This is a genomic window from Bacteroides sp. Marseille-P8574, from assembly GCF_902825465.1.
GTDB classification, from domain to species: domain Bacteria; phylum Bacteroidota; class Bacteroidia; order Bacteroidales; family Bacteroidaceae; genus Bacteroides; species Bacteroides uniformis.
In genome coordinates this window covers 766,257-790,746 of sequence record NZ_CADEBE010000002.1, presented here as the reverse complement: position 1 = coordinate 790,746, position 24,490 = coordinate 766,257, and the positions used below count along the sequence as shown (strand labels likewise).

General features: G+C 46.5%; 21 protein-coding genes, 3 tRNA genes and 1 pseudogene. 11 read left to right on the top strand and 14 right to left on the bottom strand.

From position 1 onward, the window contains the following. The first annotated feature begins 207 nt into the window (after positions 1-207). The 6 genes from HUX74_RS15920 to HUX74_RS15895 all read left to right on the top strand — a co-directional run bounded on the left by HUX74_RS15920 (position 208) and on the right by HUX74_RS15895 (position 4,715). Positions 208-292, top strand: a tRNA-Ser gene (locus HUX74_RS15920). A 535-nt stretch (positions 293-827) separates the two neighbouring features. Next, on the top strand, positions 828-983 hold the full coding sequence (locus HUX74_RS15915) for a hypothetical protein (RefSeq protein ID WP_226791197.1): 156 nt from the start codon (positions 828-830) through the stop codon (positions 981-983). Positions 984-1,144: 161 nt separating this feature from the next. After that, positions 1,145-1,462: a hypothetical protein gene (locus HUX74_RS15910; protein ID WP_174647008.1), complete on the top strand. Its 318-nt coding sequence runs from the start codon at positions 1,145-1,147 to the stop codon at positions 1,460-1,462. Between the two features lie 68 nt (positions 1,463-1,530). Continuing rightward, positions 1,531-1,884 (top strand): hypothetical protein, encoded by a 354-nt coding sequence (locus tag HUX74_RS15905; protein WP_117965358.1) that lies wholly within the window; start codon positions 1,531-1,533, stop codon positions 1,882-1,884. A 185-nt stretch (positions 1,885-2,069) separates the two neighbouring features. Continuing rightward, a complete protein-coding gene (locus HUX74_RS15900; RefSeq protein ID WP_138345565.1) occupies positions 2,070-3,071 on the top strand; it encodes a beta-ketoacyl-ACP synthase III in 1,002 nt (333 codons plus the stop codon). Between the two features lie 141 nt (positions 3,072-3,212). Further along, positions 3,213-4,715: a glutamine synthetase family protein gene (locus HUX74_RS15895; RefSeq protein WP_174647007.1), complete on the top strand. Its 1,503-nt coding sequence runs from the start codon at positions 3,213-3,215 to the stop codon at positions 4,713-4,715. A gap of 61 nt (positions 4,716-4,776) precedes the next feature. On the opposite strand, the gene HUX74_RS15890 is transcribed toward HUX74_RS15895, so the two are convergent. The 6 genes from HUX74_RS15890 to rho form a co-directional block, all read right to left on the bottom strand. Further along, entirely contained in the window at positions 4,777-6,471 is a 1,695-nt protein-coding gene (locus HUX74_RS15890) for a B12-binding domain-containing radical SAM protein (protein ID WP_174647006.1), read from the bottom strand. Positions 6,472-6,931: 460 nt separating this feature from the next. After that, a tRNA-His gene (locus HUX74_RS15885) sits at positions 6,932-7,005 on the bottom strand. Between the two features lie 90 nt (positions 7,006-7,095). Next, on the bottom strand, positions 7,096-8,241 hold the full coding sequence (locus tag HUX74_RS15880; RefSeq protein WP_174647005.1) for a CapA family protein: 1,146 nt from the start codon (positions 8,239-8,241) through the stop codon (positions 7,096-7,098). Between the two features lie 7 nt (positions 8,242-8,248). Continuing rightward, entirely contained in the window at positions 8,249-9,130 is an 882-nt protein-coding gene (gene folD / locus HUX74_RS15875) for a bifunctional methylenetetrahydrofolate dehydrogenase/methenyltetrahydrofolate cyclohydrolase FolD (RefSeq protein ID WP_009038180.1), read from the bottom strand. Between the two features lie 11 nt (positions 9,131-9,141). After that, entirely contained in the window at positions 9,142-10,464 is a 1,323-nt protein-coding gene (gene ffh / locus HUX74_RS15870; protein WP_117965352.1) for a signal recognition particle protein, read from the bottom strand. A gap of 289 nt (positions 10,465-10,753) precedes the next feature. Then, entirely contained in the window at positions 10,754-12,817 is a 2,064-nt protein-coding gene (gene rho, locus HUX74_RS15865) for a transcription termination factor Rho (RefSeq protein ID WP_174647004.1), read from the bottom strand. Between the two features lie 292 nt (positions 12,818-13,109). Between rho and HUX74_RS15860 the strand changes: the two genes are divergently transcribed. Then, entirely contained in the window at positions 13,110-13,943 is an 834-nt protein-coding gene (locus HUX74_RS15860; RefSeq protein WP_165491348.1) for a 4Fe-4S binding protein, read from the top strand. Positions 13,944-13,946: 3 nt separating this feature from the next. Here the strand turns inward: HUX74_RS15860 and tilS are convergent, their stop codons facing one another. Then, positions 13,947-15,215 carry a tRNA lysidine(34) synthetase TilS gene (gene tilS / locus HUX74_RS15855; protein WP_117600354.1) on the bottom strand — a complete coding sequence of 423 codons (1,269 nt, stop codon included), beginning with the start codon at positions 15,213-15,215 and terminating at the stop codon, positions 13,947-13,949. Positions 15,216-15,678: 463 nt separating this feature from the next. Here tilS and feoB point away from each other — a divergent pair, with 463 nt between their 5' ends. The 4 genes from feoB (at position 15,679) to HUX74_RS15840 (ending at position 19,171) form a co-directional block, all read left to right on the top strand. Continuing rightward, complete coding sequence (gene feoB, locus HUX74_RS15850) at positions 15,679-18,150, top strand: ferrous iron transport protein B (RefSeq protein ID WP_174647003.1); 2,472 nt, start codon at positions 15,679-15,681, stop codon at positions 18,148-18,150. Then, positions 18,150-18,365, top strand: coding sequence for a hypothetical protein (locus HUX74_RS20805; protein ID WP_370293441.1), 216 nt, complete (start codon positions 18,150-18,152; stop codon positions 18,363-18,365). The genes feoB and HUX74_RS20805 overlap by 1 nt, the downstream gene beginning before the upstream one ends. A 68-nt stretch (positions 18,366-18,433) precedes the next feature. Continuing rightward, positions 18,434-18,505 (top strand) — tRNA-Cys (locus HUX74_RS15845). Between the two features lie 129 nt (positions 18,506-18,634). After that, positions 18,635-19,171 carry a TlpA disulfide reductase family protein gene (locus HUX74_RS15840; RefSeq protein WP_174647002.1) on the top strand — a complete coding sequence of 179 codons (537 nt, stop codon included), beginning with the start codon at positions 18,635-18,637 and terminating at the stop codon, positions 19,169-19,171. A gap of 74 nt (positions 19,172-19,245) precedes the next feature. Here the strand turns inward: HUX74_RS15840 and HUX74_RS15835 are convergent, their stop codons facing one another. From HUX74_RS15835 to HUX74_RS15805, 7 genes and pseudogenes are all read right to left on the bottom strand, one after another. Beyond that, positions 19,246-19,983, bottom strand: coding sequence for a bifunctional 2-polyprenyl-6-hydroxyphenol methylase/3-demethylubiquinol 3-O-methyltransferase UbiG (locus tag HUX74_RS15835; protein ID WP_174647001.1), 738 nt, complete (start codon positions 19,981-19,983; stop codon positions 19,246-19,248). Beyond that, positions 19,980-20,165: a hypothetical protein gene (locus HUX74_RS15830; protein ID WP_008664928.1), complete on the bottom strand. Its 186-nt coding sequence runs from the start codon at positions 20,163-20,165 to the stop codon at positions 19,980-19,982. The genes HUX74_RS15835 and HUX74_RS15830 overlap by 4 nt, the downstream gene beginning before the upstream one ends. Positions 20,166-20,194: 29 nt before the next feature. Continuing rightward, positions 20,195-20,572, bottom strand: a complete 378-nt coding sequence (locus HUX74_RS15825) for a VOC family protein (protein ID WP_117600350.1) — start codon at positions 20,570-20,572, stop codon at positions 20,195-20,197. Between the two features lie 49 nt (positions 20,573-20,621). Beyond that, positions 20,622-21,767, bottom strand: a complete 1,146-nt coding sequence (locus HUX74_RS15820) for a DUF4468 domain-containing protein (protein ID WP_174647000.1) — start codon at positions 21,765-21,767, stop codon at positions 20,622-20,624. A 39-nt stretch (positions 21,768-21,806) separates the two neighbouring features. Continuing rightward, positions 21,807-22,541 (bottom strand): MBL fold metallo-hydrolase, encoded by a 735-nt coding sequence (locus HUX74_RS15815; RefSeq protein ID WP_138345365.1) that lies wholly within the window; start codon positions 22,539-22,541, stop codon positions 21,807-21,809. An 82-nt stretch (positions 22,542-22,623) separates the two neighbouring features. Next, complete coding sequence (locus HUX74_RS15810; protein WP_174646999.1) at positions 22,624-23,328, bottom strand: pirin family protein; 705 nt, start codon at positions 23,326-23,328, stop codon at positions 22,624-22,626. A 99-nt stretch (positions 23,329-23,427) separates the two neighbouring features. Next, a pseudogene (locus tag HUX74_RS15805) lies at positions 23,428-24,428 on the bottom strand (2-hydroxyacid dehydrogenase). Positions 24,429-24,490 lie beyond the last annotated feature (62 nt).

The following is a 24,490-nucleotide window of genomic DNA, read 5'->3' as shown; positions in this document are numbered from 1 at the left end:
CTGATATTCAGTAAGTTATAAAATATTATCTTGCCATTGATAAATTTTAACAAACAGCCTAAATGCCGTTATGTTCGTTCCGTAGTGGGTATAAACAAGAATTTTGGTATAATTGCTCTGTTTTTGTGCAGAAAAGTTTGTAGAATAAAAAATGATTTGTATCTTTGCACCGCTTTAAAAGAAAAGCACTTCTGAAAAAGAAGTTTTGGAGAGGTGGCAGAGTGGTCGATTGCGGCGGTCTTGAAAACCGTTGTGCTGCGAGGCACCCGGGGTTCGAATCCCTGTCTCTCCGCTGAATTAACCGGAAAAAACGGACAGTAAACACACAAGTCCCACAAATCCAATGATTTGTGGGACTTTTTTTATCCCCTTGTGCCTGCCTTAAAGTATTTATCTATTAAAAACTTAATCCTACGAAGCAGGTCAGAAAACAACATAAAAAAGGCCATCTATCCCAGACAGCCAATCTTTTGTTAACCTTAAATCTAATACTATGAAAAACACATTACAAATGTACATGTTTTCCGCTAACCTCCAAACCGGCAGCGGTTAATATTATATTATATAACAACCCTTAATGCTCATTAAGGCTTTATCAGCGAAAACGCAACGTGCATTTGCTCCCAACGCATCATCCGTTTGCCCGGTGTGCATTATGCATCCGGCACAGATGGATGATGCGTTTTGCAAATCCGTCACATCAACAGTCAATTCTAAAATAACCATTACAATGAAAGCAACCCCAAACAAAGGAATGAAACTCTCCGCTGAAGATGTCAGAGCCTGCCTTCAGCACCGCTTGCACCGTAGCTTGAACTATATACCTCATGCTGCGCTCCCGCTACATCTTTCAGAGCCGCTTGAAAAGCGTGGAACGCTGCCGTCTCACGCCAGCCAAGGTGCTGGGCTACTTCAAGGAGGAAGGGGAGGAGTTGGGGGTAGGAAGTAAATTGGTTAGTTCGGATGGAAAAATTCGTATATAATGCATAAGCCGCATCCGTCGAATATAATGAAAGGAGATGTGATGAACAATTACTAACTTATATTCGTGAGAATAGACTGATTGAGAAATATTAATAAAGTAAAGAACAAAAGATAACAAAATAGTATAGGACAGTTAAAGTACAAAGGACATTTCGGTAGCGTGGAATACGGTGAAGAAGACAATTGCTTGTTTGGCAAAGTTCTTGGTCTTAAAAAGGATTGTATTACCTATAAAGGTGAAATCATTAGTGAATTGAAAAGTAACTTTGAGGGTGCTATCCTTCATGGCATGGCAGCCGCCAACGTCTCTCCCATTCTAACTTTGCAACATGTTTTATTAATAAAAATATGCAAAATAGAGAATGTATTTCTAATACATTCTGATTATTTTAGTATATTATTATATAGGGTGGTGGAGGATGAGGTGAGTCCCTCTTCCGCCATCTTATTTATTTCATTAATTTTTAGCCGATTCTAACTGTTTATTTGTATCCCCTTGGCTGGTCCCTTACCTTTGTCATGTTATCGAATTAAGAATAGACAAAGATGGAAAAAGAAATGAGCCCCATGACAACGGAGATACTGAAGAAAGGTTATCTCCTCTTCCCCATTCCCCGCCGGTATACACGGTTTGGTGTTTCTTTGTGGGATATGCCAGACCCGGATAATGGGAATGTAGACACGCATTGGACGTATGGCGGTTATGAGTATGTGAGTAATCAAAACTTCCATCCAACCGCCTGCGATGCTCCATTCGCTGGAAAAGGAAATGTGCCCGGTTGTGCGGCCAATCGTGCGTCATCGTTGCAGGTAGCGGATTTTTTGTTCTTTATTTGCAGAAAGGTTATGCGGAAGTATTCCTGCAGGGCTCGGATAGTAGTGAATCCCGTTGTGTTTTAAAGTGTTATTATTTGTAGACAGTTAATGTCTTTTGTTGTCAGATTCATTGATTTTTATTCTCTTTTCGTATATTTGCGCCCATTAATTAAAGATTGTCACACGACTATTCTGAAAAAAGTGTGATATTCTGATAGCATATTTATAATAGGGTTATTCCTGATTTTACACTAAACTGGATAGGATTAATGGAGAATTTGAATGCAGTGATTACGGGAGTTGGAGGATATGTTCCGGACTATGTCTTGACTAATGATGAAATATCTAAAATGGTGGATACCAATGATGAATGGATTATGGGGCGCATTGGTATAAAGGAAAGACGCATTTTGCATGAGGAGGGGCTTGGAACTTCATATATGGCTCGTAAGGCTGTGAAACAACTGATGCAGCGCACAAAGACCAGCCCGAATGACATTGACTTGGTTATCGTAGCTACTACCACTCCCGATTATCACTTTCCTTCTACCGCGTCCATCTTATGTGACAAATTGGGCCTGAACAATGCTTTTGCTTTTGACATGCAGGCTGTTTGCAGTGGATTTCTGTATGCAATGGAGGCGGGGGCGAATTTCATACGTTCCGGAAAATATAAGAAGGTTGTCATAGTAGGAGCTGATAAGATGTCATCGGTGATTGATTATACAGACCGCGCTACCTGTCCTATTTTTGGTGACGGTGCTGCTGCTTTCATGCTGGAACCCACCCGGGAGGATATGGGAGTAATGGATGCCGTATTGAGAACAGACGGGAAAGGTCTGCCTTTTTTACATATCAAAGCGGGAGGCTCCGTATGTGCTCCATCTTACTATACACTGGACAATCGGATGCATTATATTTATCAGGAAGGACGTACAGTCTTTAAATATGCTGTGGCCAATATGGCGGATGCTTGTGAGGCGGTCATGGAGAGGAATCACTTGACGAAGGAGGACATTGACTGGGTGATTCCCCATCAGGCAAACATGCGTATAATTACTGCTGTTTCGCAACGCTTGGGAGTATCTCCCGAAAAGGTAATGGTCAATATAGAACGGTATGGAAATACAAGTGCCGGCACGCTTCCATTGTGTGTATGGGATTTCGAGGATAAGCTGAAAAAGGGGGATAAACTGATTTTTACAGCATTCGGAGCAGGATTTGCTTGGGGGGCTATTTACGTGAAGTGGGGATACGACGGAAAAGGTTGAGGCTCTCTGATAAGATTTAGGTTGTTTGTTTTTTTTCTGATACAACTTTTAGTATCTTTGCGAAACAGCAGTTTTTTATTGTGACAGAAAATTGCATGTGTTTTGTTAACCATATAGAAAACTAAAAACAATCAGCGTATTATGAACCAGGAATTATCCATGAGCCCCAATCTATTGGTGGCTGCCCTTCAAAAACCGGCTTCCGAATTTACGAAAGCAGACATTGTTTCCTATATAAAGGAGAACGACATTCGTATGGTGAACTTCATGTATCCTGCGGCAGACGGGAGACTGAAGACACTGAACTTTGTCATCAATAATGAGGCATACCTTGATGCCATACTTACATGTGGTGAACGCGTAGACGGTTCCAGCTTGTTTCCGTTTATAGAGGCCGGTAGCAGTGATTTGTATGTAGTGCCGCGTTTCCGGACCGCTTTTATAGATCCTTTTTCTGAATTGCCCACGTTGTCAATGCTCTGTTCTTATTTTAATAAGGATGGTGAACCGTTGGAAAGTTCTCCGGAATATACCCTGCGTAAGGCATGTCAGGCATTTACTGAGGTTACGGGGATGGAATTTCAGGCTATGGGAGAATTGGAATATTATGTAATTTCTGAAAATGACGGATTGTTCCCGGCTACCGACCAACGTGGTTATCATGAATCGGCCCCTTATGCCAAGTTCAATGATTTCCGTACGGAATGTATGTCATATATTGCGCAGGCAGGCGGACAGATAAAGTATGGGCATTCTGAAGTCGGTAATTTTACGCTGGACGATAAGATTTATGAGCAGAATGAAATAGAATTCCTGCCGGTGCGTGCCGAGGAGGCTGCTGACCAACTGGTGATAGCAAAATGGGTTATTCGTAATCTGGCTAGCCAGTATGGATATAACATTACTTTTGCACCGAAAATCACGGCAGGAAAAGCCGGTTCCGGATTGCATATACATATGCGTATCATGAAGGACGGGCAGAACCAGATGCTGAAAGATGGGGCACTCTCTGAAACAGCCCGTAAGGCCATTGCGGGCATGATGAAGCTGGCTTCTTCCATTACGGCTTTCGGTAATACAAATCCTACTTCCTATTTTCGTCTGGTTCCTCATCAGGAAGCACCGACCAACATTTGCTGGGGCGACCGCAACCGTTCGGTATTGGTACGCGTTCCGTTGGGCTGGTCGGCAAAAACGGATATGTGCATGTTGGCAAATCCGTTGGAGACCCCAAGTCATTATGATACTACACAGAAACAGACGGTGGAAATGCGTTCGCCTGACGGTTCGGCCGATTTGTATCAATTGATTGCCGGACTTGCTGTAGCTTGCCGTTATGGATTTGAGATAGACGATGCTTTAGGAATTGCAGAAAAAACATATGTCAATGTAAATATCCACAAGAAAGAAAATGAAGATAAGTTGAAACAACTGGAACAGCTTCCTGATAGTTGTGCCGCTTCTGCCGATTGCTTGGAAAGACAGCGTGCTGTCTTTGAACAATACCATGTGTTCAGTCCTGCAATGGTTGATGGGGTTATCTCTAAACTGCGTTCTTACGAGGATAGAACCTTGCGTGCAGAGATACAAGACAGTCCGGAGGAGATGCTGAAACTGGTCGAGAAGTATTTCCACTGCGGATAGGAGAAGAAATGAGGGCATAACTCACCGCAGGTTACACAGATTGCTATAGAATTTCTGATAATCAGGAACTTTTATCTGTGTTAATCTGCGGTGATTGTGTATTTTGACACCTCTCCATTATTCCTTTGGCTTTGAATACTGGTTCTGCTTTTTGTATTTCCGATTCGAAGCCGAACCAATAACCATTTTGGGTATTGTCGTCAATGGGTAGAAAACATAAGCGGAGGCTTTCTTTGTAGTTTCCATAGATGACTTCCCAATATTCCGGTGGCATCTGGCGCTTGGTCTTGACTTTCTCTGCTGGTTTTTTCTTTAATGACATGCCTGCCTCTATCCAGGCAATGGTGACCATGATTTTATAGGCCGGATAATGCATACTGCAGAATTCATAGAGTACGAGACCTCGCTTTTCCAGGCTCATGGGCTGGTCTATAAGATTTTTATCGATTAAAAATTCCAGAAAGCGACGTAGGAAGTCGTTGTCATCCAGAATCAGCTTGCGGGTGATGGCTTGCCAAGCAGTTGTGTTATAGAATCCATCCAGAAGACGTGACAGTTGCCGGGCTGTTTGAAGCTCGTTGACACTGGTTTCATTTGTTTGAAGCACTTCATAAGGGGGGAGAGGAGAATATCGGATGCCCAGTTCTTCCGCTCTTCTTCTCATTTCTGTGCCGGGAAGTAACTTCAGGGATTCAAGCTGTATCTCGCCGGCATTGTATCCGGCAAGTGTACGCACATCTTCAAATATTTCGGATAGGCGGTATAGAGGCAAGCCGGCAATGAGGTCGGCGTGTGTTTCCATATTGGGTAGGGAACATAGGAAACGAAGACCTTGCAGTGAGTCCTCCAGGCTTCCCATCCGACGGCTTTTTTGGAGGACCGGTTCGCGCAGGCTTTGAATACCGGCCTCGAGATGGAGCAATCCTTTAGGTAGCTTTTTCAATTCATTTTTCAGCTCTTCGGATAATAGTGCAGGGTGTATTTCTAAGTGAAAGCATATGTCCGAGTTGAATTCCAGGAAAAGTTGCAGTAATTCTTTAGCACGGCGCGGATTATAATTAAAGGTCCGGTCGAGGACGCGTACGTTTTTTATTCCATGGCTGTGGATAATTTGAAGGCGTTCACGGATACTTTCAATGGACAGTGTGCGCACCGGTTTTTCTTCACCGCTGACGCAGAATGCGCATGTGTTGAAACAGCCTCGGGTAGTCTCCAGTTGTACGAATGGTTTGCTCCAGTTGAAGAAACTGCTGTTTTCCGGCGGTACGAGTCGGGAAAAGTTGAGTACACGGGCTATGCCGTTGTCTATATATTGCTTTTGAGGATTCATATAGCAAAGCCCCGGAATGCTGTCCCATTTTTCCGGCTGGTTCCAGCAAGACAGCCATTGGGGGAATGCTTCTTCTCCCTCTCCCCTGAATACACAGTCGATGAAAGGGTTTTTATGCAGAAAGTCTTCATTGTTTCCTAAGAATTCAGGTCCGCCCAAAATGAAGCAGCTATTGGGAAGCAATGCTTTTAATCTCGCCGTGATGTGCAACAGTTGTTCGTGGTTGAACAACCATGTCGTTGCGGCAATGATGTCGGGTTGGTGCCGGTATATTTCGTCGACAATCATTCCTACGTTTTCATTGATGGTGGCAGATACGATTTCCCATTTTACGGAATTGTTCTTTGCTATTTGTGCGTGCAGTGCAGGGAGTGCCAACGAAGAGTGTGCATACGAGCTATTGAGGTCTATCCAAAGAATTTTCATGTTTAATTGAGTTTCATCTTTGCAAAGATAACTGATTTTGCTTTTCGTATAAACAAAAAGGGTTATATTTGCATGACGGAAATCGAAAATAGTAGAGTGTTGGTATAGAATGTTTTTTGAAAGATGAAATATTTCTTTTGTATTCTTATTTCTATAAGGTGATAAAGGGTTATCTTATCACTGGCTTGATAAAGTAAGGAAGGAAGTGCTATTAAGTGTGATTGATACAGAATGCAAAATATCGGAATAAGTTTCCAGCTATTTTGAACATTTTGAGAAAGTAAACTCTTTTGTACAAGAACTGGTTTAGGTAATTGATTCCTTCCTATGATGTAGGGATACTCTGTGAGGAGTATCCCTACAATTTTTTACATTGATTCCACGTTGCCTCCCTTTGAGGGGAATTGTTTGGACAATAACAAAAAAGAGGAATATTCTTTCGAATTTCCTCTTCTTTGCGGGTGGCAGATGGGACTCGAACCCACGACATTCAGAACCACAATCTGACGCTCTAACCAACTGAACTACAGCCACCATGTTAGTGCATTTCTTAAATGCGGTGCAAAGATAGGGATAATCTTTAATATTGCAAAGAATGAGACGAAATTTTTTGAGATTTCTGCATTATTTTTTCTTCTCGTAGATATCTATATTGTGCTGCTGGAGCAGCTTTCGAGAGCTTTTGACGAAGATTTCCAGGTGTTTACGAGCTTCCGGAGTTAAATGTTCTGTAGGAAAACTGGCAGGATAAAGAATGTAATTTTTTTCTTTAGTAAGTTCCGGCCGGCCGGTCCAGACCAGATTATATCCACAATAGGAAACACGACAGTATGGAAAAGGCAGAGGATTGGAGTCTGGCAGGGGCGTCTGACTCTGACCGATGTAAGAGGGACGGATGGGTTGGGGGAGAGGATGTTTCTCCAACTGCAAAGTGAAGATGAGGCCGCCGTCAGTGTTGGCCTTGCTCATATTGGAAATGAAGTTTCCCAAGGAATAGACTATGATGTGCTGTTCGGTACCGTTGGTACGTAGTTCCATTGGTTGAATGACGTGAGGGTGTGAACCGATAATATGTGTTACGCCTTGTTGGAGCAACCAGTTGGCCAGTTCGCGTTGCTCACGGTTGGGAAGGGACTGATATTCCTCTCCCCAATGCATACAGGCAATAATGGCATCCGGTTGGCGTGCCTTGGCACTTTGGATATCTTGCAGGATGGTATTCTTATCAATATAGTTTACGATATTGGGAGAGGTAGCCTTGATACCATTGGTGCCGTAAGTATAGTTGAGTAGGGCAATGCGAAAGCCGTTTCTGTTGATGAACAGGGGATAGCGTTGCCTGCGCTCCGACAGATTCTTGTAGGTGCCTGCGTAACGAATACCGGAGGAGTCGAGCAATTGTATGGTACGCTCCATCCCCTTTTTCCCACGGTCCAGACAGTGGTTGTTGGCTGTCAGTAAAATATCGAATCCGGCGTCCTTTATGGCTTGAAGATATTCATCGGGGGCGCTGAACATAGGATAGCCCCGATAGGGCTTGCCCCCCAATGTGACTTCCAGATTTCCTATGGCGAGGTCTGCCTGGGATATTTGCTCTTTTATGAGGGAGAAGCAGGAGGAGTAGTCATATTTTCCTTCAGATACATGTGCTGCGTCTATTTGTGCCTGGTGCTGCATCAGGTCACCGACAAATAATAGCGTAATCCTTTCCTGGGAGGAAAGGGTTACGCTATACAGTAAGACAGTCATGAAGACGACGAGCGTTTTCATGACGTTGTTATTGGTAGATTGCTTTCTTGCCGGCAAGCAATGTATTCTTCATAAGGGAAACGATGGTCATCGGACCTACGCCTCCCGGTACGGGGGTAATGAATGAACATTTAGGAGCTACTTCATCGAATTTCACATCACCGGTCAACTTGAACCCGGATTTCTTGGAGGCATCGGGCACACGGGTAGTACCTACATCAATAACGACAGCACCTTCCTTGACCATTTCCGCCTTAACAAAGTTCGGTTGTCCCAACGCAGCAATGATGATGTCCGCTTCCTGGCATTCCTTTACCAGGTCTTTGCTGCGGCTGTGGCATACGGTTACTGTGGCGTCGCCGGGATAAGCTTTCTGCATCATCAGGGCAGCCATGGGTTTGCCGACAATGTTACTGCGTCCCAATACCACGCATTTCTTGCCTGAAGTTTCTATCTGATAGCGCTTCAGCAGTTCAAGGATACCGTTGGGGGTAGCGGATACATAGCAGGGAAGACCAATGGACATCCGTCCCACATTGATGGGATGGAAACCGTCCACATCCTTACGGTAGTCGATGGTTTCAATCACCTTTTGCTCAGAGATATGTTTGGGCAAGGGAAGCTGTACAATGAAACCGTCCACATCTGCATCCTCGTTCAATTCGCGTACTTTGGCAAGCAGTTCCTCTTCGGTAACGTCTGCCTCGTAACGGATAAGGGAGGACTTGAATCCGCAAACTTCGCATGCTTTTACTTTGGCGGCAACGTAGGTTTCGCTACCTCCATCGTGTCCTACAAGAATGGCGGCCAGATGCGGGCGTTTACCCCCACGAGCCACTATCTCGGCTACTTCTGCTGCAATCTCTTGCTTTACTTGCTCTGAAATTGCTTTTCCATCAATCAGTGTCATAGGCTATTATCTTATCTTTTTAATTTCGGCATCATCTTGCCCATCTTGCTGCCAGTGACCATCTTCATCATCTTGCGGGTCTGGTCAAACTGTTTCAGCAGGCGGTTTACTTCCTGAATATTCGTACCGCTACCTTTGGCAATGCGCTGGCGGCGTGAACCGTTCAGAATGGCCGGATTACTGCGTTCTTCCGGAGTCATGGAGTAAATAATGGCTTCAATGCTCTTGAAGGCATTGTCGTCAATGTCTATATCCTTGATGGCTTTGCCTACGCCCGGTATCATGGAGGCAAGTTCCTTCAAGTTACCCATTTTCTTGATTTGTGCAATCTGGCTCAGGAAGTCGTTGAAGTCGAACTGGTTCTTGGCAATCTTCTTTTGCAGGCGTTTGGCTTCTTCCTCGTCATATTGTTCCTGTGCACGTTCCACCAAAGATACGATGTCACCCATACCGAGGATACGGTCGGCCATACGTGAGGGATGGAATTGGTCTATGGCATCCAGCTTTTCACCGGTACCTACAAACTTGATGGGCTTGTTTACCACCGAACGGATAGAAAGGGCGGCACCACCGCGGGTATCACCATCCAGTTTGGTCAATACTACACCATTGAAGTCGAGCCGTTCGTTGAATTCCTTAGCGGTGTTCACTGCATCCTGACCGGTCATTGAATCCACTACGAACAGAATTTCGTCCGGATTGATGGCCTTCTTGATGGCGGCAATCTCGTTCATCATCTCCTCATCCACTGCCAAACGACCGGCTGTATCGACAATTACAAGGTCGTAGCCTTTGGCTTTGGCTTCTTGGATGGCATTTTGGGCAATGGCTACCGGATTCTTGCTGTCCGGTTCCGAGTACATAGGTACGCCAATCTGTTCAGCCAGTACGCGTAACTGCTCGATGGCAGCAGGACGGTATACGTCACAAGCCACCAATAACGGCTTTTTGTTCTTCTTGCTCTTCAGCATGCGGGCCAGCTTTCCGGAGAAAGTTGTCTTACCGGAGCCTTGCAAACCGGACATTAGGATAATGGCAGGCTTGGAGTCGAGGTTTATTTCAGAAGTCTCGCCGCCCATGAGCTGGGTCAGTTCATCGTGCACGATTTTTACCATCAGCTGGCTGGGCTTAACGGCTGTCAGCACGTTTTGTCCCAAGGCTTTTTCCTTAACGGTATCGGTGAAGTTTTTGGCTACCTTATAGTTCACGTCGGCATCCAAAAGTGCCTTACGTACGTCTTTCAGGGTTTCCGCAACATTAATTTCGGTGATTTTACCCTCACCTTTCAAAATTTTAAACGACCTTTCAAGTCTCTCGCTTAAATTATCGAACATAGTATCTAATTACAATTACTAAATTACAAATTACTCTTATTGAGGCGCAAAAGTACAAAAAATCCCTTTAACTGCCTTCTTTTGAAGCAGAATATTATTGAAGACTTGCAGTGGATGGGCGAAAAGAATGGAAGTGCCGGTCAGGGCACTGATAATTATCTATATTATTCTGTTTTTTGAGGGCTTTTTACTTATTTTCTATGTATGAAAAAACGGATATACAAAAGCTTCCACCTACGTTTATGGACGTAAATGGAAGCTTTTGTACAATATCTGTATGCAGTTATTGTTAACTGTTCATGCTCATCAGGAATTCGTCGTTGTCTTTGGTCTTCTCCAGACGGTCTTTTACGAAGTCCATGGCTTCTATCGGATTCATGTCGGCAAGGTACTTGCGGAGAATCCACATGCGGTCCAGTGTCTGCTTGTCTTGCAGCAGGTCGTCGCGGCGGGTGCTGGAGGCAACGATGTTGACAGCCGGGAAGATACGCTTGTTGGACAAGTTGCGGTCGAGCTGCAACTCCATATTACCCGTACCCTTGAATTCTTCGAAGATAACCTCGTCCATCTTCGAGCCGGTGTCAATCAAGGCAGTGGCAAGGATGGTCAGTGAACCACCGCCCTCGATGTTACGTGCTGCACCGAAGAAGCGTTTGGGCTTATGCAATGCGTTGGCATCCACACCACCGGAAAGCACTTTGCCGGAAGCCGGGGATACGGTGTTGTAGGCACGTGCCAGACGGGTGATGGAGTCGAGGAAGATGACAACATCGTGTCCGCATTCCACCATGCGTTTTGCTTTTTCAAGGACGATGCCGGCAATCTTCACGTGGCGTTCTGCCGGTTCGTCGAAGGTAGAGGCGATTACTTCCGCATTGACGGTGCGAGCCATGTCGGTAACTTCCTCCGGGCGTTCGTCGATGAGCAGCATAATCATGTAGACTTCCGGATGATTGGCGGCAATGGCGTTGGCAATGTCTTTCATCAAGATGGTCTTACCGGTTTTGGGCTGTGCTACAATCAAGGCACGCTGACCTTTGCCGATGGGAGCAAACAAGTCTACGACACGGGCCGACATAGAGTCGGAGTATCCGCCTTTGCAAAGCTTGAACTTCTCGTCCGGGAAGAGGGGGGTGAGGTGCTCGAACGGTACGCGGTCGCGTACGAAAGCCGGGTCACGTCCGTTTATTTTGGATACTTTTACCAGCGGGAAGTACTTTTCGCCTTCTTTCGGGGGACGGATTACGCCTTCTACCACATCACCGGTTTTCAGGCCGAACAATTTGATTTGTGATTGTGATACGTAAATATCGTCCGGTGAGGACAAATAGTTGTAATCGGAGGAACGGAGGAAGCCGTAGCCATCCTGCATGATTTCCAGTACACCGGTTCCGGTGAGGATGTCGTCGAATTCGTACGCTTTCTCGCGTTCTATTACGGGTTTGCGTTCCGGAGCGGCGGGATAGTTCTCTCCGTTGTTATAGGGTTGTGCAGGGCGCTGCTGCGCGGGGCGCTGTTGGTTATAGCCACCGGTACGGTTATTATTGTTGTTATTATTATATGGGTTGTTGTTGTCACGGGGACGGAGGCGTGGGCGTTGTGGCTGTTGCGGTTGTAGTTCGGCAGGGGCAACGGCAGGAGTGGGAGTTGCGGGAGTTTCTGCTTTGGTCGCTTCGAATTTACCGATAAGTTCGGAAGGCAACTCTATCTTTTCTGTGGGGAGGTCTTCAATGGGGATGAAGTCATCTGCCGCCTCGGCCAGAATAGGGCTTTCGTCCGGTACGATATTCTTCACGGCTTTTTTAGCTTCCACTTTTTTAGCTTCCGCTTGAGGTTCTGTTTTCGGAGCTTTAGCCTCGAAGTTCAGTTCCGGTTCGGCAACCTTCGGGGTTTCTGTTGCTTGGGGTGCGGCAGCCTCTTCCTTTACCTTGCGGGGACGTCCCGGTTTGCGTTTTTGGGGGGCGGCTTCTTTGGCTGGCGCCAGCGTTGCAGCTTCTATGGTCGGTTCTTGGGGTGCTTCCACAGTTTTGGGTTGTTCTTTCGCAGCCGGTATTTCCTCAGTTTTGGCTTTGGTGAGGTCTCCGTTTTTATTGGCTGAGAACACTTTGTCGGCGCCTTCCTTTTTTACGGTCTTTACAGTGACGCGCGAGCGTTTTTGTTTTTCCCCTTTGCGCTCTTCCTTCAGCTTGTCGGCGGCAACTTTCTTGGTAGCGCCTGCGATAGCTTGTTCGTCAAGTATCTTGTAAACAAGTTCTTCTTTTTTGAGTGAGTCTGTTTTTTTTATACCCAGTTCTTGGGCAATAGTTTGTAGTTCCGACAAATTTTTGTCGTTCAGTTGAATGATGTTATACATACAGTATATATGTGAATGGTTTAAAATTTACTTTTATTGAAAGGCATAAGTGCACAATTGCAGTTGTTGTAGGAAGCAACTTGGGCAAGTTTACCTTGTGATATATGATTTATATGGGATATTTATTATTGAACCGGAAATCTGATAAACAATTCTCGCCACAGCAAGAAGTCGCAGAATGTTTCAACGGTGCAAAGGTAATAAATATTTTTGGTTTCATAAACAAATCATCTTTTTTTTAAATTTAAAACTTTATCTTTGCTGTATTAACAACAACATGAAGGATTGGTTTATGAATATAGATGAAGTGCAGTTGATAACTTTTTCACCTACTTGTACCTCTAAACAAGTGGGAGAGGCAATTGTTCACGGAACGGGAATTTCGTCTGTCTCCAAAGTGGACCTCACCTTGGAAGCGGCGGGTAAAAGGGAGGTGCCTTCCCATGCTTTGGCGGTCATCACGGTGCCCGTATATGGCGGTCATGTGGCTCCTTTGGCATTGGAGCGAATGAAGGAGCTTCGTGCTGACGGTGCACCTGCCGTGGTTGTGGTGGTTTACGGCAACCGGGCCTATGAGAAGGCTTTGGTGGAATTGGATGCTTTTGTCACGAAGTTGGGTTTCAAGGTAATTGCAGGCGCTACGTTTGTAGGCGAGCACTCTTATAGCAGTGAGAAATACCCGGTAGCGGCCGGACGTCCGGATGCGGACGATTTGGAGTATGCAAAGCTTTTTGGTGAAAAGATACGTGCTAAAATTGCGGCAGCCGAAGATATGGAGAAACTGTATGGAGTGGATGTGGCCCGTATCCAGCGCCCGCGCCAGCCTTTCTTCCCGTTGCTACGCTTTTTGCGCAGAGTCGTCAAGTTGCGTAAGAGTGGGGTGCCTATGCCCCGCACTCCGGAAGTGGATGCGGAACGTTGTACGCATTGCGGATATTGCGTGAAGCATTGTCCTGCAGGAGCCATTATAAAAGGAGACGAGTGTAACACGGTTGCAGAGAAATGCATCAAGTGTTGTGCTTGTGTGAAAGGCTGTCCGCAGAAGGCGCGCACGTATGACACGCCGTTTGCCGTATTGCTTTCCGATTGCTTCAAGAAACAGAAGGAGGACAGAATCATTCTGTGATGGCTACTGGCCGGTGGTTGATACAACCAGCACTTTCCGGGTTTTTTCGTCTATTCTGAAACGGTTGTCCGCCCGTTCTCCCACCAGCCAGATGATGTCATCTCCGCAGCAAAGTACCCATTGCCGTTCTTTGCGCAGAAGGGAGAACTTGCGGTCGGTCAGGTAGTCGCTTACCTTCTTCCGTCCTTTCATGCCGAAGGGCACGAAACTGTCTCCCTGCTTGCAAAGGCGCAGCGAGAGGGGATGCTTGAGTTTGTCGGCATCAAAGCAGGCGGTGGCTTTGTCGCGTGGAATAATGAAATCCGGTGTATAGGGATGCTCTTTTATTTCCAGTAGCGGCTTTACGGCTTCTTGTACGGGTTCTATCAACAACGAGCCGCGGTCTTTGATGACACGCCAGCCGGGGGTAGTAAAGACTTTACCGGGCTGTCCGTCCAATGTCCGGCAGATGTCCCTTACTTGTGCGGCGTTGAATCCAAGCGGATGCAAGATCTCAAATAAGACCGTTTCCGATGCCGCTTCTTGCTTCAGGGCGTTGATACTTATGCCTTCCGATGTCTTGACCCGCAGTTTGGCTTCTTCTATACCTATATTATATATAGAGGCCGCATCGTCCAGATGCTCTGCCGTTTTGAGGATGCTTTCCTTGACGGAGGGGTTTATCTCCTGCATCATGGGAAGCAGGTTCAAGCGTATTTTGTTGCGGGTATATTCGTCCTGCAGATTGGTGCTGTCTGTCACGTAGGCTTGCCCGATACTTTCCAGATAATCGGTGATTTCCTTTCTGTCCAGGCAGAGCAAGGGACGGACTATATGTCCGTTTCGGGGGCGTATGCCCCGCAATCCGTTGATGCCGGTACCGCGAATCAGATTGAGCAGCAATGTCTCCACACTGTCATCCTGATGGTGGGCGACGGCAATGACGGTTGCACTGCATGCTTCCCTTGTTTTTTCAAACCACGCGTAGCGCAATTCCCTTGCAGCCATTTCGATGGAGATATGCCGTTCCTTTGCTTCCCGCTCTGTGTTGAAATGGACGGTGTGCAGCGTCACCCGGTGCTCCAGGCAGAGCTGGCGTACAAAGTGCTCGTCGCGGTCGGATTCCGCTCCGCGCAGATGGAAGTTGCAATGGGCGGCTTCGCATGTGTATCCCAGGCTGAGGAGCAGGCGCAGCAACGCCACGGAGTCCGCCCCGCCACTCAGTGCCACAAGTATCTTGTCGTCCGGCGAGAAGAGTTTGTGGCGTTCGATGTATTGTACTACCTTCTGCATATTCAACTTATTCGACTATAGAGTAGTGCAAAGATAGTGCAAACGATTTTTATTGCCACATCTGCAAGTATCTATTTTCAGAATCTTTATCGGCTAAGGTCGTATTTGCTAAAAGCTAATCTTACCACAGCTGTGTTTTATGCATACCACATCTTTGTTCTTTTCTTACCACAACTGTGGTAAGAAAAGAACAAAGATGTGGTGATGTTACGATTTAGTATCTCTGGAAATAGTGTTCTGCCTTTTGGGCATTGTTGTTTAGTATCTTTTGGGGGAATTAAATGATGGTTCAATCTTTTCTCTTTCGCTTATCACGGCTCTTTCATTTATAGGAGTTAAGGGGGGTAAAACCTTTAAAGGAAAGAACTGTGTCTGCTTATTTAAAAACATTCTAAATTATTTGTGCCTTGCGGACATAAGTATTATCTTTGCCCCCAAAATAGAAAAGAAAGGCAGAAAGACTATGCGTTTGTCCGAATTGAATACCGGTGAAAAAGGTGTAATCGTAAAAGTGCTGGGACACGGTGGTTTCCGCAAACGGATTGTGGAAATGGGATTTATTAAAGGTAAAACAGTGGAGGTCTTGCTGAATGCTCCGTTACGTGACCCTATCAAATACAAAGTAATGGGATATGAGATTTCTCTTCGTCGGCAGGAGGCTGAGATGATAGAGATTATCAGTGAGCAGGAAGCCAAGGAGCAGGCTGTGCAGCCCGATTACCACGAGGGGCTGGGCGAAAACATGCATTTGGGCGAAGATGAGCTGAAGCAACTGGCCCTCGGCAAACGCCGCACCATAAATGTGGCTTTGGTGGGAAATCCCAACTGTGGTAAAACTTCTCTTTTCAACATCGCTTCTGGTTCGCACGAGCATGTGGGCAATTACAGTGGCGTTACGGTAGATGCCAAGGAGGGGTATTTTGACTTCCAGGGCTACCATTTCCGTATTGTCGACCTTCCCGGAACCTATTCCCTCTCGGCCTACTCCCCTGAAGAAATCTATGTTCGTCGGCACATCATTAATGAAACACCGGATATCATTATCAATGTTGTGGACTCTTCCAATCTGGAACGCAATCTTTATCTCACCACCCAGCTGATTGACATGAACGTGCGCATGGTGATTGCACTGAACATGTACGATGAGCTGGAAGCTAGTGGAAACACGCTGGATTATGTAAAGCTCAGCCAGTTGTTCGGAGTCCCGATGTTGCCTACGGTCAGCCGTAGCGGGAAGGGCATCGAACAGCTGTTTCATGTGATTATCAATATTTACGAAGGGTGCGATTTCCTCGACCATAAAGGAAGGATACGCAGCGAGATATTGAATGACCTTCGCAGCTGGCATCAGGAGTATGTTCCCGACCATGATTTCGGCAGCCATAAAGAAGAGGTGGAACAGCCGCGCGGCTTTTTCCGCCATATCCACATCAATCACGGTCCAGAGTTGGAGCGTAGCATTGAGGAGGTGAAGCGCGTCATCAGCGTCAATGAGAACATCCGTCACAAATATTCCACGCGTTTCCTTGCCATCAAGCTGCTGGAGAACGACGGAGACTTGAAAAAGATTGTGGAGGAGCTGCCCAACGGAAAGGAAATTCTTGCCGTCCGCGACCGGGAAGAGGCACGGATTGCCGAGGTGATGAACGAGGAGAGCGAGCAGGCCATCACCGACGCCAAGTATGGTTTTATAGCCGGTGCCCTGCGCGAGACCTATGTGGACAATCATCAGGATACGTCGCGTACCACTCAAATCATAGACTCAATCGTTACCCACCGCGTATGGGGCTATCCCATTTTCTTCCTTTTCCTTTATCTGATGTTCGAAGGCACCTTTGTGCTGGGCGACTATCCTATGCAGGGGATTGAGTGGCTGGTAGGCGAATTGGGTGACCTGATACGCGACAACATGTCCGAAGGACCGCTGAAAGACCTTCTGGTGGATGGCATTGTCGGGGGTGTGGGAGGTGTCATTGTATTCCTGCCGAATATTCTGTTGCTCTATTTCTTCATCTCCTTGATGGAGGACTCAGGCTATATGGCACGTGCCGCTTTCATTATGGATAAGATTATGCATAAAATGGGGCTGCATGGAAAGTCCTTCATTCCGCTGATTATGGGCTTTGGCTGCAATGTTCCCGCTATCATGGCTTCGCGCACCATCGAGAACCGCAAGAGCCGTCTGGTGACGATGCTCATCAACCCGCTGATGTCGTGCAGCGCCCGTCTGCCCATCTATTTATTGCTGGTAGGCGCCTTCTTCCCGAACAATGCGAGCTTTGTGCTGTTGGTAATCTATGCCATCGGTATTCTGTTGGCAGTGCTCATGGCACGCATTTTCTGCCGCTTCCTGGTGAAAGGGGACGATACACCGTTCGTCATGGAGCTGCCGCCTTATCGTATGCCGACGTCCAAGGCCATCTTCCGCCATACGTGGGAGAAGGGAGCGCAGTATCTCCGCAAGATGGGAGGTATCATTATGGTGGCATCCATCGTTATCTGGGCATTGGGATATTATCCCAACCACGATGAATATGAAAGTGTGACGGAACAGCAGGAAAATTCCTACATCGGTCGGATTGGTAAAGCCATGGAACCGGTCATCGAACCGTTAGGATTCGACTGGAAACTGGGTATTGGCATCCTTTCCGGCGTGGGTGCCAAGGAACTGGTGGTAAGCACGCTCGGAGTGCTTTATGCCGACGATGCCGAGGCAGATGCCGTAAGCTTGAGCGAACGCATTCCAATAACGCCCCTGGTGGCTTTCGGCTACATGGTGTTTGTGCTGATTTATTTTCCGTGCATCGCCACGTTGGCAGCCATTAAAGGGGAGTCGGGCAGTTGGAAGTGGGCCGTGTTTGCGGGGCTTTATACTACTGCGCTGGCCTGGCTGATGTCTTTTGCAATTTATCAGATAGGAGGTCTGTTTTTATGATGAATAGTTGGCAGGAGTGGGTAGTAGCCTTATTGTTGTTGCTCTGCGCTGTGCGGATTGGCATGAGTATTTATTCTTTTTTTCATCGGGTCAAAGAAAATGGTAATCCGTGTGATAGCTGTGCAAGTGGCTGTGAACTAAAGAATTTGTATGATAAGAAGCGTGCGGAGTGCAGTGGAGTGACGAAAAAAAAGAAGAAAAGTTGTTGCGGATAGTTGGTAGTTTCAAAAAAAGTGCTACCTTTGCATCCGCAAACAAGAAATAAAGAGTTCTTGTAAGAACCGGTACCTTGGATGAGTGGCTTAGTCAGCGGTCTGCAAAACCGTGTACGGCAGTTCGAATCTGCCAGGTACCTCGAAGAATAAAACTCCGAAACTGCTTTTTAAAAGTGTTTCGGAGTTTTTTGTTATAGGGAATTGTTTGCCCATTCTATAAAATATCATTCGCTGAATAGTTACAGCTTACTTATTAAAGATTGAATAAAATGAAAAAAGTAGGATTTCTGATTTTCTGTCTGTTTGCTATGTGCAGCATGGCAGGCAAGGCACAGGATGTAGTGGCGGACAGTACCGGCTACATCGTTAAGGTAGGGGAGATGGCTCCTGATTTTACAGTGAAGCTGACGGATGGGAAAAGCATTACCCTTTCGGAACTTCGTGGGAAGGTGGTCATGTTGCAGTTTACCGCAAGCTGGTGTGGAGTGTGCCGTAAGGAGATGCCTTTCATTGAGAAGGATATTTGGCTGAAGCATAAGTCGAATCCGGATTTTATGCTGATTGGCATTGACCGTGACGAGCCGTTGGAGAAAGTGATTGCTTTTGGTAAGTCAACCGGAGTGACCTATCCTTTGGGTCTGAACCCGGGAGCGGATATATTTGCGAAGTATGCGCTCCGCAAGGCAGGCATCACACGCAATGTCCTAATTGATAAGGAAGGGCGTATTGTGAAGCTGACACGTTTGTATAACCCTGAAGAATTTGCTTCTCTGGTGAAGGAGATTGACGGGATGCTTTCTGAATAGCAGGCATAGGCAAGATATAAAAAAACGAAGTGCCCCCTAAAAGTTTTTGTCTAACCTTTAGGGGGCACTTCATTTTATGCTTGTCGGGATAGTTTGGCAAGATAGTCATAATGTGTACCCTCTTTCACCAGTTCTGCAGTAAAGCCGTTTTCGGCAGCATAAAGGCTCAGGGTTTGGAAGTCGATGTAGAGCCAGTCAAAGGAGTCTCCTTTGACATTCTTGTATTGCATTTGGAAGTCTACCTCTCCGTAGTAATCACCGGCAAGGTCGATAACAATACTGCCATCTTCCTCTTCGAACAGATAGCTCAGGTTGCTGGAATCCATTAAAACGCAGCCTCCAGGCCGGAGCAGCAGCTTCATCTTCCGGAAAAAATCAGGCAGATTCTCCAACTTTCCGATAATGCCGGAACCATTCATCAGCATTAGGATAGTGTCGTATTCATCGGCAAAGTGTTCATTGAACAGATTGGTTTGTGACACGCTACGCACACCTCGCTGCTTCATCACTTCCACGGAAAGCGGGGAAATGTCGATGGCATGGACCTCTTTTCCGGCTTCTTGCAGGGCAAGGCTATGGCAACCGCTGCCGGCACCCACATCCAGAATCCTTCCGGTTGCCATTTGCAGAGCAGTACGCTCCAGCAAGGGCATTTGCTTTTCTGTGCGGAATAGCTCTTCGACGGGAATTTCGTCCTCATCGAATTGTGAAGAGAACACGCGTAGGCGGTCGGCTTTATGCCATTTGAAGTAATCGGCTATGGCTGCGCCCATCGGGTCCTTGTCGGCAGGCAATAAGGCTGTATTTATCATTTCTTATGTCTGTTAGCGCGTTTGCGGCGGATTTCTGCTTTCATTTTGGCTGAGGCGGAACCGTGTTGCCCGGTAATGTAGGTTTTCTTCTTGGCTTTGGTCTTTATCTTGTTTTCTTCTTTAGGTTTGTCCTTTTTGCCTTTGAAGACAATACCACCCATCATCGCTTCTTCTATACTCATATATTTCGTTGTTTTAATAAAGTAGAATATCATTTCTCCGGCAATACCTCAATCCAATAGTCATCCGGGTCATTGATAAAGTACAGTCCCATTGCTGTGTTTTCGAAACATACCCATCCGTTTTCCTTATGGTATTGGCGTATGGCGTCGTAATCGCCGGATACGCGGAAGCAGAGGTGACTCTCGTTCTCTCCTAATTCGTAGGCTTGTGGGTGATCCTTCAAGCAGGTCAGTTCCAGCAGAAAGCCGGTACTGCCGTCGGTCAGATAGACCAGAGTGAAAGAGCCGTCGGACGACTCTTTCCTATGATGTTCTTTCAGCCCCAGTGCCTTTTCGTAGAATGCGATGCTACGTTCCAGGTTGGTGACATTGATATTAAAATGGTCGAATTTACTTTTTATTTCCATTTGTTTATTTCTGATTTGATTATTTACAATTTATAGTCTGCGTGTGCGGTCATTTGACCATTGCTTTCAGAATTTCGCCTACATACGTGCGTGGCATACCTTCCATCGTTGCCGGTGAGGGCAGCTTCTTACATTCCAGAATGACCGTAGGCTCTGTCTGTCCCGTAGGATAGAAACGGATGGTATAGCTTTCTGCTTTTTCCATTTGTTCATACGGCTGGTCGGGCGATAGTATGCTGAATACAACTGGTTTGCCGTTGACTTTGCCCAAAGAACCTCCGGAGTTTGCTGTCATCATGGTCATGTTGAAAGGCTCTTGGCCGATGACGATAACCAATTTGCCTGCTCCGGTCTGGATGGCATCGGCTGACAATTGCTCGGGGGCTATGGTCGTATATTCTTGTTGCTGGTTCTTTTGGGCAGGAACCAGTGCGGCAGGTTTCTTGACTTGGGGCACTTCGATGACTTGGGCATCTTTCACGACGCCTTCGGATGCCTTTTCAGTAGCCTGGGCGGGTTCCACGGTAACTTGTTTCTTCGGGGTGATTACTGTCGGACCGGAATTGACGACAGCCTTCACCTCTTTCTTTTCTTCCTTCTTTTCTTCTACCGGAGTTTTGGCAGTGGTGGCGCTCAATGCTTCTGCTGCTCCCAGGCAAAGGTCATCAACGAAGTCTACGGTTTTTCTGCGCCACTTGGCAAGTCCGCGTACCAGTTTGGTCTTCGCCTTGTTCAAGGCATACTTGTCTACAATCCACTCTTCGGCGGTATATTTTTCTTTTCCTTCGCGGTAGTTAAACCGTATCTTCTCTACTTCGAGCACGCTCTTTTCGGGTTGGCAGGTCACAGTCAGCTGGTAAAGGATTTTGGTACGGTCTAATGACAGAGCCGTAGAACTGAATACAATCCATTCGTCCCCGATACCTACAATCTGTCCTTTCTCTTTGTCTGAGAATACTACACGGCTGTTATTTTCATTCTCTTTCAGACGGTCATCCATCCAGCCGAGCAGACGTTCGTAGATTTCATCCTGAGACATGCCGGGGATGCTGAATTCTTTGGTGAATACCACTTTACCGTCCACCTCGGGAACGGCACCGGCCAGATATTTACTGTCGTCCCTATCCTGCGCCTGCAGCATGGTCGGCAGACACAGGCAAAACAGTGTAAAAAGAAGTTGTGTCAAATTTTTCATAATAGTATGTGTTTTAATTATTAATTTACGAATTATGGGCTACAAGTTGGGGAGTTCGAAACTTTCACCACGGTGTGCGATGCTCAGAAAGTGGCATCCCTTGCTCTCGGCAAACTGCCGGAAGGCGTTGCCTCCCTGATAATCTTCGCTGAAGTGCATCGGTACAAATATAGTGATTTTTATTCGTTCCACGAATTGTTCTGCTCCACGCATATAATCTTTTCCGATACGGCTGTCTACCGGAAACATGGCTACATCTATGGCAGGTGCAGTTTGCTGCAGAGCTCTCACTTCGGCCAGAAAGTCACCTTCGGCCTTGCGTATTTCCTGCGGAGTAGATTCCTCGCTCCAGTGCCAGTTGTTTAGGTCACCGGCATGGAACAGTCGCCTGCCCTGCAGGTCTATCAGGAAGGAGATACCCACATCGGTGGAACCGAAGGCTTGGATACGGATATGTTCGTCTTCGTAGGTGTCGCCCTTATTGATATAGGTGGCATCTTCCGCTGAGGCGCGGCGGTGCTTTAGGATGTCTTTGGAGAATATGTAGCGGATGTCGGGCCGCTGTTTTTTCCATGAAAGAACTTCGCGATTGAAGTGGTCGGGATGGAAATGCGAGCATAGTACGTAGAGTACGCCCGGCTTTTCCAAGAGATAGTCGTGCACGATACCTTTATTGAAAACCTCTTCCGAGGAATCTTTATAGTAATCGATAATGACCGTCACTCCGTCCGCTTCAATCGCGAAGCCGCTATGGTAGATGTAATCAAGTTTCATTTACGGATTGAATTATAGCGCAATATTACAAAAAACGCTACACAAACTTCCGGTTTAAGCTGTTATTTTATGCAAAAGTACGCTACATCGGTACTTCTATGAAGAGAATGTGAGAGTCTTTCAGTGTTTCCAGCTCAAAACTGCCGGTTTCGTACACTCCCATTCCGTCACGACGTGAGAGCACTGTGCCGTCCACTTTGACTTCACCCTCCATTATGAAGATGTAGACACCGGAATGCGATTGGTGCATGTGGTAGTCAATCTTCTTTCCAGCTTCTATTTCACCGATAGAGAACCAGGTCTGTTGTAGCAATCTGGCAGGAGCATCGCCGTCAGGGGATACTATTAGCGCCATTTCATTTTTGCGCAGAAGTGGACGTACGTCGAAGTCCTGGTATGCGGGTGGTGTGTTCAGCTTTTCGGGCATCACCCAGATTTGCAGGAATTCTACCGCTTCAGTGTCACTGCCGTTCATTTCGCTGTGGTAGATGCCGGTGCCGGCACTCATGGTTTGTATATCTCCCGGAGTGATGACGCGGCTGTTCTGATGACTGTCCCCATGTTTCAGTTTCCCTTTCAAGGGAATGGAGATGATTTCCATATTTTTATGAGGATGTGTGCCGAAGCCCTTTCCCGGAGCCACACGGTCGTCGTTCAGTACACGCAAGGCGCCGAAATTCATCCGGCGGGGATTGTAATACTCGTCAAAACTGAAGGTGTGGTAGCTGTCAAGCCAATCATATAGGGAATGACCTCTGCTATCTGATTTGTCTATAACTTTTTTCATAATTTATTCCTTTTCCTAAAATGGTTTATATACTAGTAACGCTTTGGAAAGTTATAAAGTTTTAAAACCGATGTCTAATAATTTGTAAATGAGTGGGAACTATGCTTTGACCTCATTTTCCAGTGGCTTATGGTTCATAAAATCTTTGATGTTCTGTAACGTTGTCGAAGCAATGTTTGCCAGTGCCTCGCGTGTGAAAAAGGCCTGGTGCGAAGTGACGATGACATTATTGAAGGACAGTAGCCGCGCCAGGGTATCGTCATCAATGATTTTGTCCGATTGGTCTTCATAGAAATATTCGCTTTCCTCTTCGTACACATCCAGGCCGGCAGAGCCGATTTTCTTGTTTTTCAGTCCTTCAATCAGGGCGTTGGTATGGATGAGTTGTCCACGTCCGGTATTGATAATCATTACTCTGTCCTTCATTTTACTGATGGAATAGTCGTTGATGAGATATTTGGTCTGCTCAGTCAGCGGGCAGTGCAGGGAGATGATATCCGAATTGTGATAAAGCTCATCCAGGCTGGTATATACCACTTGATGTTCACGGGCAAAATATAGTCGGGATAGAGGTCGTAGGCAAGGATATTCATGCCGAATCCGCGCAGGATACATATCAGTTTTTTGGCAATTTTTCCCGTACCGATGATGCCTGCTGTCTTTCCGTACATGTCGAAGCCCAGAAGTCCGTGCAGCGAGAAGTTTCCGTCCCGTGTCCGCCAGGTGGCGCGTGGGATTTTACGGTTGAGGGATAACATTAGGGCAACGGTATACTCTGCCACGGCATAAGGGGAATAGGCGGGGACGCGCACTACGTTAATGCCACAGTCGGCAGCCGCTTTCAAATCTACATTGTTGTAGCCGGCGCAGCGCAACGCCAATAATTTCACACCATTGTCCGCCATCAGACGGATAACTTCGGCATCGGCCGTGTCGTTCACGAAGATACAGACTGCATCTACGCCTTGGGTTAAAATAACGTTGTGCTTGTTGAGATGCCCTTTATAGTAGCGGAGCTCAAAACTATATTCCTTGTTCTTTTCATTGAAAGACACTTCATCATAAGGTTTGCTGCCAAAAAATGCAATAGTGTATGCCATGGGATTTGTTGTTTTTTAAATGTTACATAATAATAGAGAGATAACAAGTGGAAAGTTGATAT

Excerpts from the sequence above, each read along its gene's own strand:
- HUX74_RS15915 (WP_226791197.1), top strand. The coding sequence starts at position 828 with ATGCTGCGCTCCCGCTACATCTTTCAGAGCCGCTTGAAAAGCGTGGAA.
- HUX74_RS15905 (WP_117965358.1), top strand. The coding sequence starts at position 1,531 with ATGGAAAAAGAAATGAGCCCCATGACAACGGAGATACTGAAGAAAGGT.
- HUX74_RS15900 (WP_138345565.1), top strand. The coding sequence starts at position 2,070 with ATGGAGAATTTGAATGCAGTGATTACGGGAGTTGGAGGATATGTTCCG.
- HUX74_RS15895 (WP_174647007.1), top strand. The coding sequence starts at position 3,213 with ATGAACCAGGAATTATCCATGAGCCCCAATCTATTGGTGGCTGCCCTT.
- HUX74_RS15890 (WP_174647006.1), bottom strand. The coding sequence starts at position 6,471 with ATGAAAATTCTTTGGATAGACCTCAATAGCTCGTATGCACACTCTTCG.
- HUX74_RS15880 (WP_174647005.1), bottom strand. The coding sequence starts at position 8,241 with ATGAAAACGCTCGTCGTCTTCATGACTGTCTTACTGTATAGCGTAACC.
- folD (WP_009038180.1), bottom strand. The coding sequence starts at position 9,130 with ATGACACTGATTGATGGAAAAGCAATTTCAGAGCAAGTAAAGCAAGAG.
- ffh (WP_117965352.1), bottom strand. The coding sequence starts at position 10,464 with ATGTTCGATAATTTAAGCGAGAGACTTGAAAGGTCGTTTAAAATTTTG.
- rho (WP_174647004.1), bottom strand. The coding sequence starts at position 12,817 with ATGTATAACATCATTCAACTGAACGACAAAAATTTGTCGGAACTACAA.
- HUX74_RS15860 (WP_165491348.1), top strand. The coding sequence starts at position 13,110 with ATGAATATAGATGAAGTGCAGTTGATAACTTTTTCACCTACTTGTACC.
- tilS (WP_117600354.1), bottom strand. The coding sequence starts at position 15,215 with ATGCAGAAGGTAGTACAATACATCGAACGCCACAAACTCTTCTCGCCG.
- feoB (WP_174647003.1), top strand. The coding sequence starts at position 15,679 with ATGCGTTTGTCCGAATTGAATACCGGTGAAAAAGGTGTAATCGTAAAA.
- HUX74_RS20805 (WP_370293441.1), top strand. The coding sequence starts at position 18,150 with ATGAATAGTTGGCAGGAGTGGGTAGTAGCCTTATTGTTGTTGCTCTGC.
- HUX74_RS15840 (WP_174647002.1), top strand. The coding sequence starts at position 18,635 with ATGAAAAAAGTAGGATTTCTGATTTTCTGTCTGTTTGCTATGTGCAGC.
- HUX74_RS15835 (WP_174647001.1), bottom strand. The coding sequence starts at position 19,983 with ATGATAAATACAGCCTTATTGCCTGCCGACAAGGACCCGATGGGCGCA.
- HUX74_RS15830 (WP_008664928.1), bottom strand. The coding sequence starts at position 20,165 with ATGAGTATAGAAGAAGCGATGATGGGTGGTATTGTCTTCAAAGGCAAA.
- HUX74_RS15825 (WP_117600350.1), bottom strand. The coding sequence starts at position 20,572 with ATGGAAATAAAAAGTAAATTCGACCATTTTAATATCAATGTCACCAAC.
- HUX74_RS15820 (WP_174647000.1), bottom strand. The coding sequence starts at position 21,767 with ATGAAAAATTTGACACAACTTCTTTTTACACTGTTTTGCCTGTGTCTG.
- HUX74_RS15815 (WP_138345365.1), bottom strand. The coding sequence starts at position 22,541 with ATGAAACTTGATTACATCTACCATAGCGGCTTCGCGATTGAAGCGGAC.
- HUX74_RS15810 (WP_174646999.1), bottom strand. The coding sequence starts at position 23,328 with ATGAAAAAAGTTATAGACAAATCAGATAGCAGAGGTCATTCCCTATAT.